Origin of the sequence: Streptomyces sp. MCA2 (assembly GCF_023544705.1) — a bacterium.
GTDB classification, from domain to species: Bacteria; Actinomycetota; Actinomycetes; order Streptomycetales; family Streptomycetaceae; genus Streptomyces; species Streptomyces decoyicus.
Map to the genome: position 1 here is coordinate 12365 of NZ_JAMJFM010000080.1, position 20280 is coordinate 32644.

Annotated in this window: 21 protein-coding genes; 10 read left to right on the forward strand and 11 right to left on the reverse strand. The window is 71.0% G+C overall.

Translation table 11 applies throughout. The features are described 5' to 3' along the window. Positions 1-84: 84 nt before the first annotated feature. Positions 85-2664: an FHA domain-containing protein gene (locus M8I34_RS38700; RefSeq protein ID WP_250057780.1), complete on the reverse strand. Its 2580-nt coding sequence runs from the start codon at positions 2662-2664 to the stop codon at positions 85-87. A gap of 542 nt (positions 2665-3206) precedes the next feature. On the opposite strand from M8I34_RS38700, the gene serB reads away from it, so the two are divergent. Continuing rightward, positions 3207-4454: a phosphoserine phosphatase SerB gene (serB, locus tag M8I34_RS38705; RefSeq protein ID WP_250057782.1), complete on the forward strand. Its 1248-nt coding sequence runs from the start codon at positions 3207-3209 to the stop codon at positions 4452-4454. Positions 4455-4599: 145 nt separating this feature from the next. Here the strand turns inward: serB and M8I34_RS38710 are convergent, their stop codons facing one another. From M8I34_RS38710 to M8I34_RS38720, 4 genes are all read right to left on the reverse strand, one after another. Next, positions 4600-5118, reverse strand: coding sequence for a histidine phosphatase family protein (locus M8I34_RS38710; RefSeq protein ID WP_250057784.1), 519 nt, complete (start codon positions 5116-5118; stop codon positions 4600-4602). A 118-nt stretch (positions 5119-5236) separates the two neighbouring features. After that, positions 5237-5449 (reverse strand): hypothetical protein, encoded by a 213-nt coding sequence (locus M8I34_RS38715; RefSeq protein WP_244415667.1) that lies wholly within the window; start codon positions 5447-5449, stop codon positions 5237-5239. 225 nt (positions 5450-5674) lie between these two features. Then, complete coding sequence (locus M8I34_RS41520) at positions 5675-5791, reverse strand: SGM_5486 family transporter-associated protein (protein WP_267959227.1); 117 nt, start codon at positions 5789-5791, stop codon at positions 5675-5677. Positions 5792-5808: 17 nt separating this feature from the next. Beyond that, positions 5809-7143 carry an MFS transporter gene (locus M8I34_RS38720; RefSeq protein WP_250057785.1) on the reverse strand — a complete coding sequence of 445 codons (1335 nt, stop codon included), beginning with the start codon at positions 7141-7143 and terminating at the stop codon, positions 5809-5811. Between the two features lie 142 nt (positions 7144-7285). On the opposite strand from M8I34_RS38720, the gene M8I34_RS38725 reads away from it, so the two are divergent. After that, complete coding sequence (locus M8I34_RS38725; RefSeq protein WP_250057789.1) at positions 7286-7969, forward strand: FadR/GntR family transcriptional regulator; 684 nt, start codon at positions 7286-7288, stop codon at positions 7967-7969. 114 nt (positions 7970-8083) lie between these two features. Here the strand turns inward: M8I34_RS38725 and fabI are convergent, their stop codons facing one another. After that, entirely contained in the window at positions 8084-8854 is a 771-nt protein-coding gene (gene fabI, locus M8I34_RS38730) for an enoyl-ACP reductase FabI (protein ID WP_244415664.1), read from the reverse strand. 5 nt (positions 8855-8859) lie between these two features. Next, positions 8860-9564, reverse strand: a complete 705-nt coding sequence (gene fabG / locus M8I34_RS38735) for a 3-oxoacyl-[acyl-carrier-protein] reductase (RefSeq protein ID WP_030988321.1) — start codon at positions 9562-9564, stop codon at positions 8860-8862. 281 nt (positions 9565-9845) lie between these two features. Between fabG and M8I34_RS38740 the strand changes: the two genes are divergently transcribed. Both M8I34_RS38740 and M8I34_RS38745 read left to right on the forward strand, forming a co-directional pair. Continuing rightward, positions 9846-11396, forward strand: a complete 1551-nt coding sequence (locus tag M8I34_RS38740; protein ID WP_250057795.1) for a TldD/PmbA family protein — start codon at positions 9846-9848, stop codon at positions 11394-11396. A 102-nt stretch (positions 11397-11498) separates the two neighbouring features. Continuing rightward, a complete protein-coding gene (locus tag M8I34_RS38745; RefSeq protein ID WP_250057798.1) occupies positions 11499-12278 on the forward strand; it encodes a DUF2071 domain-containing protein in 780 nt (259 codons plus the stop codon). Here the strand turns inward: M8I34_RS38745 and M8I34_RS38750 are convergent. Then, entirely contained in the window at positions 12197-13186 is a 990-nt protein-coding gene (locus tag M8I34_RS38750) for a MerR family DNA-binding transcriptional regulator (protein ID WP_250057800.1), read from the reverse strand. The genes M8I34_RS38745 and M8I34_RS38750 overlap by 82 nt on opposite strands. 200 nt (positions 13187-13386) lie before the next feature. Between M8I34_RS38750 and M8I34_RS38755 the strand changes: the two genes are divergently transcribed. Together M8I34_RS38755 and M8I34_RS38760 are read left to right on the forward strand one after the other, a co-directional pair. Further along, positions 13387-13884 carry a DUF2975 domain-containing protein gene (locus M8I34_RS38755; RefSeq protein ID WP_250057801.1) on the forward strand — a complete coding sequence of 166 codons (498 nt, stop codon included), beginning with the start codon at positions 13387-13389 and terminating at the stop codon, positions 13882-13884. Beyond that, positions 13884-14120, forward strand: a complete 237-nt coding sequence (locus M8I34_RS38760; RefSeq protein WP_250057803.1) for a helix-turn-helix transcriptional regulator — start codon at positions 13884-13886, stop codon at positions 14118-14120. The genes M8I34_RS38755 and M8I34_RS38760 overlap by 1 nt, the downstream gene beginning before the upstream one ends. A 106-nt stretch (positions 14121-14226) precedes the next feature. On the opposite strand, the gene M8I34_RS38765 is transcribed toward M8I34_RS38760, so the two are convergent. Beyond that, positions 14227-14472 carry a hypothetical protein gene (locus M8I34_RS38765; protein ID WP_250057804.1) on the reverse strand — a complete coding sequence of 82 codons (246 nt, stop codon included), beginning with the start codon at positions 14470-14472 and terminating at the stop codon, positions 14227-14229. A 270-nt stretch (positions 14473-14742) separates the two neighbouring features. On the opposite strand from M8I34_RS38765, the gene M8I34_RS38770 reads away from it, so the two are divergent. Both M8I34_RS38770 and tyrS read left to right on the forward strand, forming a co-directional pair. Beyond that, on the forward strand, positions 14743-16185 hold the full coding sequence (locus M8I34_RS38770; RefSeq protein WP_250057805.1) for a metallopeptidase TldD-related protein: 1443 nt from the start codon (positions 14743-14745) through the stop codon (positions 16183-16185). 142 nt (positions 16186-16327) lie between these two features. Continuing rightward, positions 16328-17731, forward strand: a complete 1404-nt coding sequence (tyrS, locus tag M8I34_RS38775) for a tyrosine--tRNA ligase (RefSeq protein WP_250057806.1) — start codon at positions 16328-16330, stop codon at positions 17729-17731. A 61-nt stretch (positions 17732-17792) separates the two neighbouring features. On the opposite strand, the gene M8I34_RS38780 is transcribed toward tyrS, so the two are convergent. Then, entirely contained in the window at positions 17793-18071 is a 279-nt protein-coding gene (locus M8I34_RS38780) for a GlsB/YeaQ/YmgE family stress response membrane protein (RefSeq protein WP_250057807.1), read from the reverse strand. A 222-nt stretch (positions 18072-18293) separates the two neighbouring features. Between M8I34_RS38780 and M8I34_RS38785 the strand changes: the two genes are divergently transcribed. Further along, positions 18294-18668, forward strand: a complete 375-nt coding sequence (locus tag M8I34_RS38785) for a DUF3099 domain-containing protein (protein WP_250057808.1) — start codon at positions 18294-18296, stop codon at positions 18666-18668. Positions 18669-18900: 232 nt separating this feature from the next. Continuing rightward, positions 18901-19146 (forward strand): hypothetical protein, encoded by a 246-nt coding sequence (locus M8I34_RS38790; RefSeq protein WP_250057809.1) that lies wholly within the window; start codon positions 18901-18903, stop codon positions 19144-19146. Between the two features lie 40 nt (positions 19147-19186). Here M8I34_RS38790 and moaA read toward each other — a convergent pair whose 3' ends face one another. Beyond that, positions 19187-20176 (reverse strand): GTP 3',8-cyclase MoaA, encoded by a 990-nt coding sequence (gene moaA / locus M8I34_RS38795; RefSeq protein ID WP_250057810.1) that lies wholly within the window; start codon positions 20174-20176, stop codon positions 19187-19189. Between the last annotated feature and the right edge of the window lie 104 nt (positions 20177-20280).

Consider the following 20280-nt stretch of genomic DNA (forward strand, 5'->3'; position numbering starts at 1 on the left):
AGTCCGCAGTCGCGCACACACCGCCGAGGGGCGGCACCCGATACCGGGTGCCGCCCCTCAGGCGTGCCATGAATACGGCAGGGCCTACTTGCGCATGACCTCCGGCTCGTGGCGGCGCAGCAGTCGCGCGACGACGAAGGCGAGCCCGATGCCCAGGCTGATCAGGATGATCATGTCCATCACATAGACGCCGGTCTGGTGCTTCCACAGCGGGTCCGGGTTGCCCGGCTCCCACGGCAGGAGCGTGTTCATATCGGCGGTCGCGCCCATCGCGGCGACGGCCCAGCGCGACGGCATCAGCCACGCGAACTGGGCGACGCCCACGGTGTCGAAGAGCTGGAAGAGCACGCCGGTGAAGACGACCTGGACGATGGCGAACATGACCAGCAGCGGCATGGTCTTCTCGGCGGTCTTGACCAGCGCGGAGATGATCAGGCCGAACATCATCGAGGTGAAGCCGAGCGCGATGATCGCCAGGGCCATCTCGATGGCCGGGGCCTTCGCCACCACGAGGCCCTCGTCGGGCATGTTCCGGGTGGAGAAACCGATCGCCGCGATGATCACGCCCTGGAAGGCCGTGACCACGCCGAGCACGATCACCTTGGACATCAGATACGCCGACCGCGACAGACCGGTGGCCCGTTCGCGCTCGTAGATGACCCGCTCCTTGATGAGCTCACGGACCGAGTTGGCGGCGCCCGAGAAGCACATGCCGACCGCGAGGATCAGCATGATCGTGCTCGCGTCGCGGTTGGTGCGGCCCTTGGCGGTCGGCCCGTAACCGAGGCCGTAATCGCTGGGGATCAGCATCGAGACCACACCGAGCACCGCGGGCAGGATCAGCATCAGGCCGAGGAAGCCCCGGTCGGAGGCGAGCACCGAGACATAGCGGCGCATCAGCGTCCACAGCTGCGAGCCCCAGCTCTGGGACTTGTGTATCCGGGCCGGCGGCACCTGGACATTGACCGACTGCGGGGCGACGGCGTCGATGTCCGCGGCGTACATCTGGTAGTGCGGGGAGCCGCGCCAGCGCCCCATCCAGTCGTAGTCGCGGTAGTTCTCGAACGCCGAGAAGACATCCGCCCAGGAGTCGTACTGGAAGAAGTTGAGCGCTTCCTCGGGCGGGCCGAAGTAGGCCACTCCACCGCCCGGCGCCATCACCAGCAGCTTGTCGCACAGGCCGAGTTCGGCCACCGAGTGCGTGACGACCAGGACCGTACGGCCGTCGTCGGCGAGGCCGCGCAGCAGCTGCATGACATCGCGGTCCATGCCCGGGTCGAGACCCGAGGTCGGCTCGTCCAGGAAGATCAGTGACGGCTTGGTCAGCAGCTCCAGGGCCACCGACACGCGCTTGCGCTGGCCGCCGGAGAGCGAGGTGACCTTCTTGTCCTTGTGGACGTGCAGCTTGAGCTCGTGCAGCACCTCGTCGATCCGGGCCTCGCGCTCGGCCTCCGCGGTGTCGCCGGGGAAGCGGAGCTTGGCCGCGTACTTGAGGGCCTTCTGGACGGTCAGCTCCTTGTGCAGGATGTCGTCCTGCGGGACCAGACCGATGCGCTGGCGCAGCTCGGCGAACTGCTTGTAGAGGTTCCGGTTGTCGTAGAGGACATCGCCCTGGTTCGCGGGGCGGTAGCCGGTCAGCGCCTTCAGCAGCGTCGACTTGCCGGATCCGGAGGGCCCGATGACCGCGACCAGCGACTTCTCGGGGACGCCGAAGGAGACGTCCTTGAGGATCTGCTTGCCGCCGTCGACGGTGACCGTGAGGTGGCGGGCCGAGAAGGAGACCTCGCCGGTGTCGACGAACTCCTCCAGGCGGTCGCCGATCAGCCGGAAGGTGGAGTGGCCGACGCCGATGATGTCGTTCGGGCCGACCGGCGCCTTGCCGGACTTGGGGACCGGCTGGCCGTTGATGTACGTGCCGTTGTGGCTGCCGAGGTCGTGGATCTCGAAACGGCCGTCGGGGGTGGCACGGAACTCGGCGTGGTGACGGGAGACCTGGAGGTCGGAGACGACCAGCTCGTTCTCCAGCGCACGGCCGATGCGCATCACCCGGCCCGTGTCGAGGCGGTGGAACGTGGTCGGGCTGCGGTCACCGTGGGCCGGCACACCGCCCGCGTTCTGCGCGGGACGTTCCTGGGCCTGCCGGGACTGCTGCGGAGGCGTGGCCTGCGCAGGCTGCTGGGCCTGCGGAGGCTGCTGGGCCTGCTGTGGCGGGACGTAGGGCTGCTGCCCGCCCTGCGGCGGCGCCTGCCAGCCCTGCTGGGCGGGCGGCGGCTGGTGCGCGGGCGGCGCCTGCCAGCCCTGCGCGGCCTGCTGCTGCGGCGCCATCGCGGGCTGCGCGCTGAAGGCGTCGGCGGCCGGCGCCCCGGCGGACAGGGTCACCCGGGGACCGTCGGTGGCATTGCCCAGATGCACGGTCGAGCCGGGGCCGATCTCCATCTGGTGGATCCGCTGGCCCTGGACGTACGTGCCGTTGGTGCTGCCCTGGTCTTCGATGATCCAGCCGCGCCCGGCCCAGCGCACGGTGGCGTGCCGCCAGGAGACCCTGGCGTCGTCGAGCACCATGTCGCCCTGCGGATCACGCCCCACGTTGTAGGACCGGGACGGGTCGAGCGTCCAGGTCCTGCCGTTCAATTCGAGTACGAGTTCAGGCACTCCATGCCCCATTACATAGTCCCCCGAGTGACGCCCTGTATGGGAAGTCTAGGGATGGCGAACATCGTGAGGAACTATTTCAGGCTCGGCCCTCCGACCGGAAACCGGGACGGGACCGGGGTGCAAGGGGCTTGCGGCGGTGCCCGTCAAACTCCCCCGGAGCACGGGAAGAACCCATGGATGGGCAGGGATCACCGGATTACGGGCGTTCCGGACCGAGCGGGCCGCGGCGGGGAGCGGCAGGGCCCGCCGGGGATGTCCTGCACGTCCGCTCCGGAGGCCGCATCATGGGAGGAAACGGATGAATACCCGATCGACGGCGCGGTCCGTCGCGGTCGCGTTCCGTGAACGTGCCGAACCCGTCACCACGGCAAGGGTGTTGGCGCACCGGAGCAGGTGCTCCTGGCCCGGCGGCCGGACACGACTCCATAACGATCGACGGGGCGCCGGGGCCGCAGGCGGCGGGGTGCGGGCGCGGCGCCACCGTGCCGTACCGGTCCGAACCCCGGACACGCGTACGGACGCGATCGCCCGGCGGTTACCGTAAGGGCACCATGAGCGCATCGCAGATCCCGCCTGCCACCGCCGTACCGGGCGATGACGTACCGACCCTTCTCGTCAAGATCTTCGGGAAGGACCGGCCCGGCATCACCGCAGGTCTCTTCGACACCCTCGCTGCCTACTCCGTCGATGTCGTGGACATCGAACAGGTGGTGACCCGGGGACGCATCACGCTGTGCGCACTGGTCACCTCCCCCTCCCCCGCCCAGGGCACCACCGGCTCCTCCGAGGGCGACCTGCGGGCCACCGTGCACAGCTGGGCCGAGTCGCTGAACCTCCAGGCGGAGATCATCTCCGGCCGGGGCGACAACCGTCCGCGCGGCACCGGACGTTCGCACGTCACCGTGCTGGGGCACCCGCTCACCGCGGAGACCGCGGCCGCCATCGCCGCCGCCATAACGGCCAGCGGCGGCAACATCGACCGGATCTTCCGGCTGGCCAAGTATCCGGTGACCGCTGTCGAGTTCGCGGTCTCCGGTGCGGCGACCGAGGCGCTGCGCACGGTGCTGGCCCCCGAGGCCGCACAGCTCGGGGTGGACATCGCGGTGGTGGCGGCCGGGCTCCAGCGCCGGGCGCAGCGGCTGGTCGTGATGGACGTCGACTCGACGCTCATCCAGGACGAGGTCATCGAGCTGTTCGCGGCGCACGCCGGCTGTGAGGCCGAGGTCGCGGAGGTCACCGCCGCCGCGATGCGCGGTGAGCTGGACTTCGAGCAGTCGCTGCATGCCCGGGTCGAGCTGCTCGGCGGGCTCGACGCGTCCGTGGTCGAGGCCGTGCGCAAGGAGGTACGGCTCACCCCCGGGGCCCGCACCCTGGTACGCACCCTCAAGCGGCTCGGCTACCAAGTCGGCGTCGTCTCGGGCGGTTTCACGCAGGTCACCGATGCGCTCAAGGAGGAGCTGGGGCTGGACTTCGCCTCGGCCAACACCCTGGAGATCGTCGACGGCAGGCTCACCGGCCGGGTCACCGGTGACATCGTGGACCGGGCCGGCAAGGCGCGGCTGCTGCGGGAGTTCGCGCAGCAGGCCGGGGTGCCGCTCGCGCAGACCGTGGCGATCGGTGACGGCGCCAACGATCTCGACATGCTCAACACGGCCGGGCTCGGCGTCGCCTTCAACGCCAAGCCGGTGGTGCGGGAGGCGGCGCACACCGCGGTGAATGTGCCGTTCCTGGACACCGTGCTGTATCTGCTGGGCATCACCCGCGAAGAGGTCGAGGCGGCGGAGACCCACGTCGGGTGAGTGCCCGGTCCGGACGACTCGGGCCCGGCGCACCCCTGGCCGAGCACCGTCTCCCCGCACGCACGAGGGCCCCGGCAGAAACTGCCGGGGCCCTCGTCGCGTCCGTGCCGCTGCCCCGCACGCTTCGCGCGCCGGGGCGGCGGGATCACTCGTGCGGCGTCCAGTAGGCGACCAGCCGCCCGGCACCGTGCTCGAGGGACTTCCAGGAGCCGCTGAAGGAGAGCACGGCCAGGGAGGCCGTCGGGAAGCCGCTGCGGTTCATTTTCGGCAGCAGATCGCCCTCGGCGTCGCCGGAGAGCGCATCGGCGAGGGCGTGCACGCCGGGGTTGTGCCCGACCAGCATCAGGTCGGTCACGTCGTCGGAGGTCTCGTTCAGCAGCGCGATGAGCTCGCCCAGGGAGGCTTCGTAGATCCGCTCCTCATAGACGGTCTTGGGTCGCTGCGGGAGTTCATGGACGGCGAGCTTCCACGTCTCACGGGTACGCGCTGACGTCGAGCACAGGGTCAGATCGGGGGTGATCCCGGCTCCGGCCAGCCAGCGGCCGGCGACCGGGGCATCCTTGCGGCCGCGCTCGGCGAGCGGACGCTCATGATCGCTGGTCTCCGACCATTCGGCCTTGGCATGTCGGAGAAGGACAATCCGGCGGGGTGTATCGGCGCTCATGCGTCCCAGCTTCGCACGAAAGGCGGCGCGGGGCGCGGGGTGTTGAAGTGCTCCCCCCGCTGGGTTACGCGCGGGCGCGGGCGGTCACCAGGCACCGGCGCGGAGGAGCTGGGGGCGGTCACCAGGCACCGGCGCGGAGGATCCCGGCCAGGAGCTCCAGCAGCGGGGGCAGGCCCTGCGGGGCGCTCGCGGCCCTCGCCGCGGTGGGACTCGCGGCGAGCACCAGCAGGACCGTGAAGGAGATCACCGGGAGCGCGGGCGCCCACCACGGCAGCCGCGTCCGCCGCCGGGAGGCCTTGGCCGAGGGTGACCGTCTGGACGCGGCGGACATGCGGATCGCCTCCGGGGCGGCTCGAAGGGCTGCGCGGCCGCGGCTGCGGCGCCCACCGCGGCGTGCGGTGTCCTTCGAAGCTACGGATCTCCGGCGGCCGTTCCCACCCGGGAAACCACCCACTTACCCCTGACGCGGACCCCCTAGGGGATGGTGGGGATACCCCCCACCCGTCCCCCGCGCGGGACCTCGGCCGCGGTCCGGCCGGACCGGCCGGGACCGGCCCTAGGGTGCGGCGATACTCGCGATGATCGCGACGAGGACGGTCACGCCGAGCATGGCGCCCAGGACGAGGAGCAGCTTCTTCTGGCCGCCCTGCGGATTCGGTTCGAGCACTGGCATACCGCCCAGTGTCGCACTCAGCTCTCGTCCTCGATGCGCCGGTCCCGGCCGGCCAGCACACCCACCGCGATCTGCGGCACCATCAGCCCTGCCATCAGGGCGATCGGCAGCCCCCAGCCACCGCTGTGCTGGTAGAGCGTGCCGACCAGCAGCGGTCCGGGAATGGAGATCAGATAGCCGACGCTCTGCGCGAAGGCCGAGAGCTTGACGACCCCGGCGGAGCTGGTCGAGCGCATCCCGATCATCGTCAGGGCCAGCGGGAAGGCGCAGTTGGAGATGCCCATCAGCAGCGCCCAGGCCCAGGCGCCGGCGGCCGGTGCCAGCCACAGTCCGGCGTAGCCGGCCAGGCCGCAGAGGCCCAGCAGCACCGCGATCGGACCCTGATGCCGCATCCGGGACGCCAGCCGGGGCAGGACGAAGGAGAGCGGGACGCCCATCGCCATGGTGACCGCCAGCAGCACCCCCGCGGTGCCCGCCGAGACCCCGGCGTCCCGGAAGATCTGCGGCATCCAGCCCATCGTGATGTACGCGGCGGTGGCCTGGAGGCCGAAGAAGACGGCCAGCGCCCAGGCAGTCGGCGACGAGGTGATCCGCAGGGGGGCTTCCCCGGCGCCCGCCGCGGAGTCCGTGGCCGGGACGGCGGCGGCCCGGCGCCGGCGTACCACCACGAGCCACGGCAGCACGGCGGCCGCGGCGAGCACCCCCCACACCGTCAGCCCCGTCCGCCAACTGCCGCCCAGCGCTTCGGTCATGGGGACGGTGAGCGCCGCGGCGAGCGAGGTGCCCAGGGCCAGCGCCATGGAGTAGAGCCCGGTCATCGAGCCGACCCGGTCGGCGAACCAGCTCTTGATGACGACCGGCATCAGCACGTTGCTGACCGCGATGCCGGCCAGGGCGAGTGCGCTGGCGGCGAGGAAGCCGCCGGTGCCGCCGGCGTACGGGCGTACCACGACACCCACGGCGATCGCCGCCATACCGGCGCAGACGACCGCACCCGGCCCCCAGCGCCTGGCCAGCCGGGGCGCGGCGAAGCCGAAGGCGGCGAAGCACAGCGCAGGTACGGAGGTCAGCAGCCCGGCGACGGTGCCGCTCATCCCGAGGCCGTCGCGGACCTCCTCCAGGAGGGCGCCGAGGCTGGTGATGGCCGGGCGGAGGTTGAGCGCGGCGAGGACGAGACCGGCGATCACGATCCGCGGCAGCCAGCGGCCGGCCGGCCCGGTCGCCGGGAGGGCCTCCGGGGCGGCTTCCGCGGGGCCCGGCTGCGGTGGTCCGGCACCGTCGGCGGGCCGGGGGGCGGGGGTCGTACGGGGCTCGGCGGCGGGGCCGAGGGTCGCGAGGTCGTCGTCTGCCATAGGCGCCATCATAGAATCATGGGATGAATGCTTGTCCAGCCGATGTCGATAGCCTCTGCTGTGCCGGTCCGCGCCGGGGACCGGCAAGGTCCGCCGGGCGCCGCGCCGCCGTCCGTCCGCACCTTCACCACGGAGCGCAGCCATGCCTCTGACCTCGCCCCGCCGGTCCGCGCTGGCCGACCAGGTGATCGCGCAGCTGCGCGCCCAGATCACGTCCGGCGAATGGCCGGTGGGATCCCGGATCCCGACCGAGCCGGCGCTCGTCGAGCAGCTCGGGGTGGCCCGCAACACCGTCCGCGAGGCCGTACGGGCGCTGGCGCACAACGGGCTGCTGGACATCCGGCAGGGCTCGGGCACGTACGTGGTGGCGACCAGTGAACTGGCCGGGGTGATGAACCGCCGGTTCGCGGCGGCCGAGCCCGGCCACGTCGCCGAGCTGCGCAGCGCCCTGGAGGCGACGGCCGCCCGGCTCGCCGCGCAGCGTCGCACCGCGCAGGACCTGCGGCAGATCGACAGCCTGCTGGAGCGGCGCGAGCGGGCCTGGGAGTCCGGCGGCGCGGAGGCCTTCGTGGAGGCGGACGCGACCTTGCACATGGCGATCGTGGCGGCCTCGCACAACGAGGTGCTGGCCGAGATCTACGCCGACCTCGGGGGTGTGCTGCGCGACTTCCTGCGGGCCGACGTGGGCGAGGAGCTGCGGCCCGAGGCGCATATGGACCATGCCCGGCTGGTGGAGGCGATCCGTGCGGGCGACGGCGACCTGGCCGCCGCCGAGGCGAGCGCCCACCCGTTCGGCTGCCGGCTCGGCCTCCCGGAGCGCGGCTGACGCCGGGGCACCCTTGGTGGGTGGCGGCGGCCCTGAGCAGCCTCCCCCGCCCCCGGAAACGCGTACTGCCCGCCCCGGCGGACCGGAACGGGCAGTACGGATGCGCTGCGGGCGTCAGGCGCCCATCATGTGCACACCGCCGTCGACGTGCACGATCTCGCCCGTCGTCCGGGGGAAGAAGTCGGACAGCATGCCGACGACGCCGCGGCCGGCCGGCTCCGGGTCGGCCAGGTCCCAGCCGATCGGGGCGCGGTGGTTCCACACGTCCGCCAGCTCCTCGAAGCCGGGGATGGACTTGGCGGCCATCGACTTGATCGGGCCGGCCGAGACCAGGTTGCAGCGGACACCCTTGGGGCCCAGGTCACGCGCGAGGTAGCGGTTGGTGCTCTCCAGCGCCGCCTTGGCCACGCCCATCCAGTCGTACTTCGGCCAGGCGATCTGCGCGTCGAAGGTGAGGCCGACGACCGCGCCGCCGTGCTCCATGAGCGGCAGGCAGGCCATGGTCAGCGACTTGTACGAGTACGCCGAGACCTGCACGGCGGTGCCCACGTCCGACCACTCCGCCTCCAGGAAGTTGAAGGCGCCCTGCGGGCCGAAGGCGATGGAGTGCACGATGCCGTCGATGCGGGCGCCCTCGCCCTGGATCTCGCGGATCTTGTCGGCGAGCCCGTCCAGCTGCTCCTGGTTGGTGACGTCCAGCTCGATCACCGGGGCCGGCTTGGGCAGCCGCTTGGCGATCCGCTCGACGAGGGAGAGCCGGCCGAAGCCGGTGAGGATGACCTCGGCGCCCTCGTTCTGGGCGACCTTGGCCGCCTGGAACGCGATCGACGACTCGGTCAGGACACCCGTGACCAGGATGCGCTTGCCTGCAAGGATTCCACTCATGCTGATCAGTGACCCATGCCCAATCCGCCGTCGACAGGAATGACGGCTCCAGTGATGTACGCGGCCTCGTCGGAGGCCAGGAAGCGGACCGAGGCGGCGATCTCCTCGGGCTGTGCATACCGCGCGAGCGGCACCTGCTTCACGATGCCGTCCCGCTGCTCGTCGGTGAGCACGCGGGTCATGTCGGTGTCGACGAAGCCGGGGGCGACGACGTTGACAGTGATGTTGCGGCTGCCGAGCTCCCGGGCGAGCGAGCGGGCGAAGCCCACCAGGCCGGCCTTGGACGCGGCGTAGTTCGCCTGGCCCGCGCCGCCCATCAGGCCCACCACGGACGAGATCAGCACGACCCGGCCCTTGCGGGCCCGCAGCATCGCCCGGTTGGCGCGCTTGACCACCCGGAACGTGCCGGTGAGGTTGGTCTCCAGGACCGAGGTGAAGTCCTCCTCGGACATCCGCATCAGCAGCTGGTCACGGGTGACGCCGGCGTTGGCCACCAGCACCTCGACCGGACCGTGCTTCTCCTCGATCTCCTTGTACGCCTGCTCGACCTGCTCGCTGTCCGTGATGTCGCACTTCACGGCCAAAAACCCCGCGGGCGGTTCGCCCGAGCGGTAGGTGATGGCGACCTTGTCGCCTGCCTCGGCGAAGGCACGGGCAATGGCGAGGCCGATGCCGCGGTTACCTCCGGTGACCAGAACCGAGCGGCTCAAGAGATCACCCTTTCCGTGTTCTGTCCGTCCTGCGTTCGATACGAAACTATCGGTCACGGGGCCCTTAGGTGGAATCCAGCACGGACAGGCACGCGCGCCGGTCACTGTCGGGTCTCCACAGAACGGCCACCGGAGCCCGCCCCTCGGCAGCCCCGCGGGCCGTGCCGTACGCCCCGGGAGACCGCGCCGCACTGGCCGACTCTCCACGCCGCGCACCACCGCGCCCTGGGCCGCGGGCGCGCCGCAGGGCATGATGCAGGCGCCGACCACGGGAGGACTCCTTGCCTGCACCCCATGCCGTTGACGAAGCATTCCTGGCGCTGCCGTTGCGCGCGCTGGCCGATGCGGCACTGGCCCGCGCCCGCGCGCTGGGCGCCGACCACGCGGACTTCCGCCTGGAGCGGATCCGCAGCGCCTCCTGGCGGCTGCGGGACGCCCGTACGTCCGGGACCTCGGACACCACCGACCTCGGGTACGCGGTCCGGGTGGTGCACGGCGGGGCCTGGGGCTTCGCCTCCGGCGTGGATCTCACGATGGACGCGGCGGCGCGGGTGGCCTCCCAGGCCGTGGCGATGGCCAAGCTGTCCGCGAAGGTGATCGCGGCCGCCGGCGAGGGCACCCCGGGCGGCAACGGGGGCCGGGTCGAGCTGGCGGAGGAACCCGCGCACCCGGACCGCACCTGGCTCTCGTCCTACGACATCAATCCGTTCGACGTGGCGGACACCGAGAAGAGCGGGCTGCTGGCGGAGTGGAGCGCGCGGCTGCTGGCCGCCAAGGGCGTGACCCATGCGGACGCCTCGCTGCTGACCGTCCAGGAGAACAAGTTCTACGCCGACTCCGCGGGCACCAGCACCACCCAGCAGCGGGTGCGGCTGCATCCGCAGCTGACGGCGGTCGCGGTGGACCCGGCGAGCGGCGACTTCGACTCGATGCGCACCCTCGCCCCGCCGGCCGGGCGCGGCTGGGAGTACCTGACCGGGGACCACTGGGACTGGGACGGCGAACTGGCCCGCATCCCCGAGCACCTCGCCGAGAAGATGCGCGCACCGAGCGTCGAGCCCGGCGCGTACGACGTGGTGGTGGATCCCTCCAACCTCTGGCTGACGATCCACGAGTCGATCGGCCACGCGACCGAGCTGGACCGGGCGCTGGGCTACGAAGCGGCCTACGCGGGGACCTCGTTCGCCACCTTCGACCAGCTCGGGAAGCTGGCGTACGGGTCCGCGCTCATGAATGTCACCGGCGACCGGACCGCCGAGCACGGGCTCGCCACGATCGGCTACGACGACGAGGGGGTGGCCGCACAGTCCTGGGACCTGGTCAAGGACGGCACCCTGGTCGGCTATCAGCTGGACCGCAGAATGGCGAAGCTGACGGGCTTCTCGCGCTCCAACGGATGCGCGTACGCGGACTCGCCGGGCCATGTGCCGGTCCAGCGGATGGCGAATGTCTCGCTTCAGCCGGCGGCGGACGGGCCGTCCACCGAGGAGCTGATCTCGGGGGTGGAGCGCGGCATCTACGTCGTCGGCGACCGCTCCTGGTCGATCGACATGCAGCGGTACAACTTCCAGTTCACCCAGCAGAGGGCGTACACGATCCGCAACGGACGCCTTTGCGGGCAGGTCCGGGATGTGGCCTATCAGGGGATCACCCCGGAGTTCTGGGGCTCCATGGAGGCCGTCGGCGGGCCCGGGACCTACGTCCTCGGAGGTGCTTTCAACTGCGGAAAGGCTCAGCCGGGACAGGTCGCCGCGGTGTCCCACGGCTGCCCCTCGGCGCTGTTCCGGAACGTGAACATCCTGAACACCGCGGAGGAGTCGGGGCGTTCCTGAGCGGCAGCGCACCGGGGCCCGAAGTCCGCACCGGGCCGACACCCAATCGTCGATCGCGGACCACCCCGGAGCCGGGCATGGGGCGTGTGCGATGCTGCCGAAGTGTCGACCGCCCCGCTCGCCCCTGAACCCGTGACCCCGGATCCAGCGCACTCGACGCCGCGCCCTCTCCTCACCCAGTCGTGGCTGGATCTGGCCTTTGTGCACTGGGCCGTCGACCCCGCCGACGTCGCGCCGCTCCTGCCCGCAGGGACGTTCCCCGATACGTTCGACGGCGTCACCTATGTCGGGTTGGTCGCTTTTCGCATGCATCGCGTCGGATGGCTGCGGCTGCCCGGCGTGCCGTATCTGGGCACCTTCCCGGAGACGAACGTGCGCCTGTACACCGTGGACGCCCTCGGGCGCCGAGGCGTTGTCTTCCGCTCGCTCGACGCCTCCCGCCTCATACCCGTGGCGATCGCACGGACCTTCTTCCGGCTGCCGTATCTGTGGTCCCGCATGACCATCAGCCGCCGCGCCGACACGATCAGCTATCACAGCCGTCGCCGCTGGCCCGGACCGCGCGGCGCACACAGCAGCGTGACCATACGGCTCGGTGAACGGATCGAGGAGCCCACCGCACTAGAGCACTTCCTGACCGCGCGCTGGGGCATGCACAACGGTCTCTTCGGACAGTCGATGTACTTGCCGAACACCCACCCACGGTGGCCGCTGCACCGCGCCGAGCTGATCGAGTGTCACGAGAACCTGGTGACGGCCGCGGGGCTGCCCGAGCCGGGCGGCACACCGGCGAGCGTGCTCTACTCACCCGGCGTTGCCGTGCGCTTCGGACGCCCCGCCCGTCCAAGCGCCATCCCGGCTCCCAGGCCGCCGAGCCCCTGAGCTGCCGCACCGGCGCCCGGCGCCCTTCGTGAAGCGAGGGCTTCGACCAGCCAGCAATGTGTGATCCCCAGGTTGGGGCGCTGTGCGGCCGTGATCGTGGCGACGTGTTGCCAGTAGCGGCGGAAGAGCGGGATGGTGCTGTGCAGCTGCGCGCCGATGAAGGCGCGGAAGCCGGGTGTGTCGTCCTCGCCGCGGGAGCGGGCGCAGGCTCGGGAGAAGTGGTCCAGGGCCTCTCCGGACTGGGGCGGCAGGCCGTCGGCGACCGTGTCGGCGGCGAGCTCGGAGGTATCGAGGAGTTCCGAGTACAGCGACGCCTTGTCGCGTACGTGGGGGCAGGCCCAGTAGACGGGGAAGTCCTGGTGCCCGGTGAGTGTGTGCAGTTCGGCGTAGGCCAGGACCACTTCGGCGGTGGGGTTCCCCGGAGGTTCCGGGACGGCCTGCGCGGTGATGGCATCGGCGAGGCGCGCCGGCACGGAGGCGGGGACCGTCCGCCCCCATGCCCTGGCGAGCCGGTCCTGGGCTTCCGGCAGACGCTGGACCCGGGACAGCACCTCCAGGCGGCGCAGCCGCTCCGGTGCGGAGCAGTCGTCCAGCGCCTCCAGGGTGGCCTGGCGCCAGTGGAGTTCGGTTAATCGGCTCCGCACGAGGCCCATCTCGTCGGCGATGACGTCACCGAGGCCGCGTTCGCCCGAAGCGAGCTGGGTGAGGGTGGAGATCGGCGTGTCCAGCGCGCGCAGCCGCTGGACCAGGTGCAGTTGTTCCAGCGCCTCCGGCCGGTAGCGGCGGTGGCCCCCGGCGCTCCGCTCGGCGACGGGCAGCAGGCCGATGTCGGAGTAGTACCGGACCGTCTTCACCGGCAGGCCGGTACGGGCCGCCAGCTGCCCAATGGTCCATGTGCTCGCTCTCATGGCGTCTTGCACCTCCAGCGCACGGGAGCTCTCAGCGTACGAAGTGCCGGCCGGGCAGGCGAGACACCGGAAACCGGCCAACACCCCACCCACGTCATGTACTTCACGTACGTCATGTGCCTCACCCGCCTCGCGTGCCGCTGGACACCCCTCACACGACATCGATTGATTTTCGATAGAAAGCAATCGATAATCGATACATGCATCGCTTCTTCATCGCCACGCTCCGGATCGGCGTCGTCGCCGCCATCGCCTTCGGCCTCTTCGGCCAGGTCATCGTCATCCCGACGACGGCGGCCGATGAGGTCGACCGCTTCCCTCCCTACGCCCCCTTCGCCGCGCCGTACGTGACGGTGGCGATCATCGGCATCGCCTGCGTCCAAGTCGCGCTCGTCGCGGTGTGGATGCTGCTCGCCATGGTCCGGCGCGGCGCGATCTTCACGCCGCTGGCCTTCCGATGGGTGGACATCATCATCGGCTCCTCGGTCGTGGCGACGCTGCTGGCGATCGGAGTCACCGGGCATCTGGCCGTGGCCGACATTCCCTCTCCCCATGACGGCATGGAGCTCATCGGGGCCTTGGCCGCCGCTGTCGCGAGCGTCGGCGTGGGGGCGGCGTTCACGATGCTCGTCGTCATCATGCGCAGCCTCCTGCGCAAGGCGACGGATCTGGAGACCGAGATCGCCGAGGTGATCTGATGGCCATCATCGTCGACCTCGACCTCCAGCTCGCCAAACACCAGCTGTCGGTCGGCGAGTTCGCCGCCGCCGTCGGTATCACGCCGGCCAATATCGCCGTCCTGAAGAACGGTCGCGCGAAGGCGGTGCGGTTCACCACGCTCGACGCGATCTGCCGCACCCTCGAGTGCCAGCCCGGCGACGTGCTGCGCTGGGTACCCGACGACGGCACGAATGACGGCACGGACGACGGCTGAGGGCTGACCCGTAGTCCTGTCCCGTAGTGCCTGTCAGGTCATGGCCTGTCCGGCATCGGTGAAACCCCGTTCGGGCGCCCTCGGCGGTCGCCCGAACGGGGTTTCCTCATGCCGGAGAACCCCCGACGTCGCGCCGGCTGGAAAGAGCCGCCTGGGCAATCGCGGAGAGCTTCAGGGAGCGGTCCGCGTCGACGCCGATCCACCCCTTCGCCAGCAGAGACCGGAGATTCGGCCGGACCTCATCCCCCAGCTCTTCGGCCAGATCGTCGTCCGTCGGGGAGTCACCGGCCCGGAGGCGCTCGGCGATACGGAAGACAATGCCTTCCTCCTCCGCCGTGATGTGGAAGTCCATGGGAGGAAGGTACGGGCACAGCCGCGTCAGCGCCCCTCCGGCGGCCCGGCCGAGTCCCGTCCGGCACGTGCCACGGCACCGGCGCCGCGCGGCCGATCCGTGTCTGCGCCCGTGCGCGGACCGCTCGGTAAGCTCTGCTCCCAGGGCGGCACCGAGTCATCACCGGACCCCGCGGAGTCCGGTGTGGGCCTTGGGGTTCGATGACATCGGTCGCGCCCGGGGGCTGCCCCGGCAAAGGCACAGTCCGAACACCCCACAGGAGGCCGGTCGATGAGCATGCGTACGCCGCGCAGGAACAGGCCGCACGAGATCGTCGAGCGGGCCCTGGAGCTTTCCCGGGCCGACGGCTGTGTGGTCATCGCCGATGAGCACTCCAGCGCCAATCTGCGCTGGGCGGGCAATGCGCTCACCACCAACGGCGTCACCCGCGGCCGCACCCTCACGGTCGTGGCGACCGTGGACGGCGGCCGGGGCACGGCCTCCGGCGTCGTCTCGCGCTCCGCGGTGACCGCGGACGACCTGGAGCCGCTGGTGCGGGCCGCCGAGGCGGCCGCCCGGGACGCCGGGCCCGCCGAGGACGCCCAGCCGCTGGTCGGGGGCGAGAAGGCGGCCGCGGACTTCACCGAGGCGCCGGCCGAGACCTCCTCGGAGGTGTTCGCGGCGTTCGCCCCGGCGCTGGGCGAGTCCTTCCGGCAGGCCCGCGCCGGCGGCCGTGAGCTGTACGGCTTCGCCCAGCACGACGTCGTCTCGTCGTATCTGGGGACCTCGTCCGGGCTGCGGCTGCGGCACGACCAGCCCACCGGGACGCTGGAGCTGAACGCCAAGTCTCCGGACCGCACCCGCTCGGCATGGGCCGGGCAGGCCACCCGTGACTTCACCGACGTCGATCCGCGGCTGCTCGACACCGAGCTGGGCCGGCGGCTGGGCTGGGCCGAGCGGCGGATCGAGCTGCCCGCCGGGCGGTACGACACGCTGCTGCCGCCCACCGCCGTCGCCGACCTGCTCGTCTACCAGATGTGGTCGTCCGGCGCCCGGGACGCCGCCGAGGGCCGTACGGTCTTCTCCCGGCCGTCCGACGGCAACGGCGGGGCGGCGGGGCCCGGGGCGGGTACCCGGGTGGGCGAGCGGCTCAGCGAGCTGCCGCTGACGCTTCGCAGCGACCCGTGGGCGGCCGGTCTGGAGTGCGCACCGTTCGTCCTGGCGCACTCCTCCGGCGACGATGCCTCGGTCTTCGACAACGGGCTGCCGCTGACGGCCACGGACTGGCTGCGCGAGGGCGTGCTGCACCGGCTGCCGACCACCCGGCACAGCGCCGGGCTGACCGGTCTGCCGGTCGCCCCGGGCATCGACAACCTCCTTCTGGAGGGCGGGAGTTCACGCTCGCTGGACGAGATGGTGGCGGCCGCCGGCCATGACGGTCCCACGCTGCTGCTGACCTGCCTGTGGTACATCCGCGAGGTGGACCCGGCGACGCTGCTGCTGACCGGGCTGACCCGGGACGGCGTCTATCTGGTCGAGAAGGGCGAGGTGGTCGGCGAGGTGAACAACTTCCGGTTCAACGAGTCGCCGGTGGATCTGCTGTCCCGGGCGGTGGAGGCGGGCCGTACGGAGCGCACCCTGCCGCGGGAGTGGGGCGACTACTTCACCCGCGCCGCGATGCCGGCGCTGCGCGTCCCGGACTTCAATATGAGCTCGGTCAGCCGCGGGGTGTGAGGCCGTGGGCGCACGCCCGGCCGGTGGCGGCGGGACTGCCGGGCGGGACGGACGGCGGGCGGACGGCGCGGGAGTGTCGTACAAGGCGAATAGACTGTCCGCTTGTCCTCCCGTTTGGGAACCACGATCAATCAGGAACGCCATGACACGCCTCGGCGAATCCGTCGCCCGCGCCACCACCCAGCTCTCCGCCGACCTCTCCTCGGACGCCACGGTCCAGGAGCTGCTCAAGGAGACGGGCGCGCGGCGCTATCTCGACCTGACGGACCTGCCCGCCAAGGAGCAGGCCGAGCTGATCGCGGCCCGTACGGTCGAGGTCCTGCCGGGCGTGGAGAAGCTCGCCGAGCGGATCGAGGAGCGCCGGGCGGTCGGCAAGGGCCTGCACATCAAGCTGGGCATCGACCCGACGGCGACCGATGTGCACCTGGGGCATGCGGTGCCGCTGATCGTCCTGAGCCGGTTCCAGCGGCTGGGCCATGACGTCACGCTGATCATCGGTGACTTCACCGCCAAGATCGGCGACCCGTCGGGCCGTACGGCCGAGCGGCCGCCGCTGACCGACGAGGACATCGCGAACAACCTCGCCACGTACCGGGAACAGGTGCGGCCCTTCTTCGACTTCGAGAAGGTCAGCTTCCGGCAGAACAGCGAGTGGCTGGCGCCGTACACCTTCCCGGAGCTGCTCTCGCTGCTCGCCCAGGTGCCGGCCTCCCAGCTGCTCCAGCGCGAGGACTTCCGCAACCGTCTCGCGGCCGGCTCCGGCCTGACCATGACGGAGCTGCTGTACCCCATCGCGCAGGGCCTGGACTCGGTGGCGCTGGCGTGCGATGTGGAGCTGGGCGGCTCCGACCAGCTGCTCAACCTCCAGATGGGCCGCAAGCTGATGGAGCTGCGCGGGCAGCAGCCGCAGTTGGTGGTGACCATGCCGCTGATCGAGGGCACGGACGGCACCGGCGCCAAGATGTCCAAGTCCAAGGGCAATTACGTCGGGCTGAACGCGTCCGCCGACGATGTCTTCGGCAAGATCATGTCGGTGCCGGACCGGCTGATGGAGCCGTACCTGAAGGCCTGGACGGAGTGGACGGACCAGGAGATCACGCTCGCCCTGGGCCGGGTCGCGGACCGCTCGCTGCACCCGATGGACCTCAAGAAGGTCCTGGCGGGCGAGGTCGTGGCCGCGCTGTACGGCCTGGAGGCGGCGATGGCGGCGCGGGCCGGTTTCATCGCGCAGTTCTCCAAGAAGTCGTTCTCCGATGTGGAGTCGCTGCCGGTCGTCGATGTCGCCGCGCACGGCGCGGAGACGGTGGCCACGGTCCTGACCAAGGTTCTGGAGTTCACGCCGAGCGCCTCGGCGGCGCGGCGGCTGGCCAAGCAGAACGCGCTGCGGCTGGTCGTGGAGGGCGAGGACGGGCAGCAGACCGTGGTGCTCGCGGAGGCCGATTCGGTCCGTCCGCTGGGTGAGGTGCTGGCCGAGAAGCTGGCGGACCCGGCCGGGGTCGCGTACCTCAAGGCCGGCCGGAAGCTGGCTCAGCTCGAAGGCCGCTGATACGGCAGAGGTGCGGGCGGCCGGTGTGCAGGGATGCGCGCCGGCCGCCCGTGTCGTTTCCTCAGGCTGCGTGTTTCTTGCGGCCCCGCATCGAGATCCAGAGACGGTCACCGACGGCGACGACGACCACCGCGCCGGCCAGTTGCAGCAGGTGCCGGATCCAGTCGATGCCCTTGGTGTCGTTGACCCCGATGCCGGTGGCAACCCAGTTGCCGAGGACACTGCCCAGCATGCCGAAGATCACGGTCAGCCAGAGCGGGATCTGTTGCTTGCCCGGGATGATGGCCTTCGCGATCAGGCCCAGCACCAGGCCCACGATGATGGCCCACAACCACGTCATGTCGACTCCTCTTGCGGCACGGTGCAGATGACGGTCGCCTCGTCAGTGTCGCTCCGCATCGGCTACGGCGCACGCCGGGGACCGCCGTATGCAAGGTGCGCAGCCAGACCCGGCCGAAGGGGTGCACGACCCGGTCTCGAAGGCGACGCAGCCGGGGCGTACCGTGGAAACCGACCGGATACCGGGGAGAATCCGGCATGACTGACCAGGCGGTGGAACGTGATGCGGAAGCAGAGCAGCGGCCAGGCCTTCCGGATCACCGGGGCCCGGCAGGGTCTGTCCGAGGACGTGCGCGGACGGCAGCGGCGGTATGTGATCTCGATGGTGGTGCGGACGGTGGCCGTGGTGCTGACCGTCGTGCTGTGGAACGTCGAACGGCCCATCGCCATCGCGACGTTGGTGCTGGGCCTGGCACTGCCCTATATCGCGGTGGTCATCGCCAACGCGGGCCGGGAGAACGCCCCTTCGCTCCCGCGGACCTTCGTCGCGGGCCCGACCAGGCCGATGCTGACGCCGGGCGCCGACGACGCTCCGGCGGAATCCGTTCCGGAGCGGCCGGCGGCGGACTCTTCCGCCTCTCCGCATGACCACGGCTGATCATCACCCGGTCTGCAAAGCTCAAGAAAAGCTCAGATCAATCATGGAGTTCCGGTGCACTACGCACCATCCCCCGTGACATACTGCGTACGCGCTCCGCATCCCCCGTCGGAGCGACGGACCGACGCCGGGCGGCTCCCCCCGTGGCTGCCCGGCGTCGTCATGTCCGCTACGGCCCTGAGGTGCAGAAGCCGGGCCCGGGGCGGTGAGTGCAGGACGTAGGGTTGAGGCCGTGATCTCCCCGAATCCCCAGGAAGCCGCCGAGGGCGCCGTCATCTGTTCCGCGAAGGGCTGCCGTGCCGCCGCCGTGTGGGTGCTGGCCTGGAACAACCCGAAGCTGCACACTCCGGACCGGCGCAAGACCTGGCTGGCCTGCGAGGAGCACCGGGAGCATCTGTCGCAGTTCCTCGGGGTGCGCGGCTTCCTCAAGGATGTCGTGACGCTGGAGGAGTGGGAGGCGCCGGCCGCCGGCCACTGACGCCGGACCGGCGCCCCTGCCGCTCGCGCGACCCGGCCGCTCAGCCGCCGATCGCGGACATCGGGCGCTCGGGCTGGAGGAACGACGGGTCGTCCAGGCCGGAGCCCGCCTTCTTGCCCCACATCGCGCGCTTCCATATGCGGGCGATCTCGTCATCGGGGGCCTCGGAGCGCAGGGCCGTGCGCAGATCCGTCTCCTCGGTGGCGAACAGGCACGTACGGACCTGGCCGTCGGCGGTCAGCCGGGTGCGGTCGCAGGCGCGGCAGAACGGGCGGGTGACGGAGGCGATCACCCCGACGCGGTGCGGGCCGCCGTCGACGATCCAGCGCTCGGCGGGCGCGGAGCCGCGCTCGTCCTGGCCCTCGGGGGCGAGCGCGAAGCGGGTGCGCAGCGAGGTGAGGATGTCACCTGCGGTGATCATGCCGTCGCGCTTCCAGCCGTGCTGTGCGTCGAGCGGCATCTGCTCGATGAAGCGGAGCTCGTAGTCGTTGGCGATCGCCCAGGCCAGCAGGTCGGGGGCCTCGTCGTCGTTGAGCCCCGGCATCAGGACGGTGTTGACCTTCACCGGGGTCAGACCGGCCGCGCGGGCGGCCTCCAGACCGTGCAGGACGTCGTCGTGCCGCTTGCGGCGGGTCATGGCCTGGAAGACGTCCGGCCGCAGGGTGTCCAGGGAGACATTGACGCGGTCCAGGCCGGCGTCGCGGAGGGCGGCGGCGGTGCGCTGTAGGCCGATGCCGTTGGTGGTCAGGGACATCTGGGGGCGCGGGGTGAGGGCGGCGACGCGCTCGACGATGCCGGGCAGTCCGGGGCGGAGCAGTGGCTCACCGCCGGTGAAGCGGACCTCTTCGATGCCCAGGTCCCGCACGGCGATGCCGATCAGCCGGACGATTTCGTCGTCGGTCAGCAGATCGGGCTTGGCGAGCCATTGCAGGCCCTCTTCCGGCATGCAGTACGTACACCGCAGATTGCACCGGTCGGTGAGCGAAACGCGCAGGTCGGTGGCCACGCGGCCGTAGGTGTCGATGAGCACTGGGCCCCCTCCCCAAGAGTGATGGCTCCGTACGTCTCCTTCGGTGGATCAGTACGTCTTCGAGCCTACGCGATGGGTGTGACAGCGAGCAGAGGGGAGAAGCA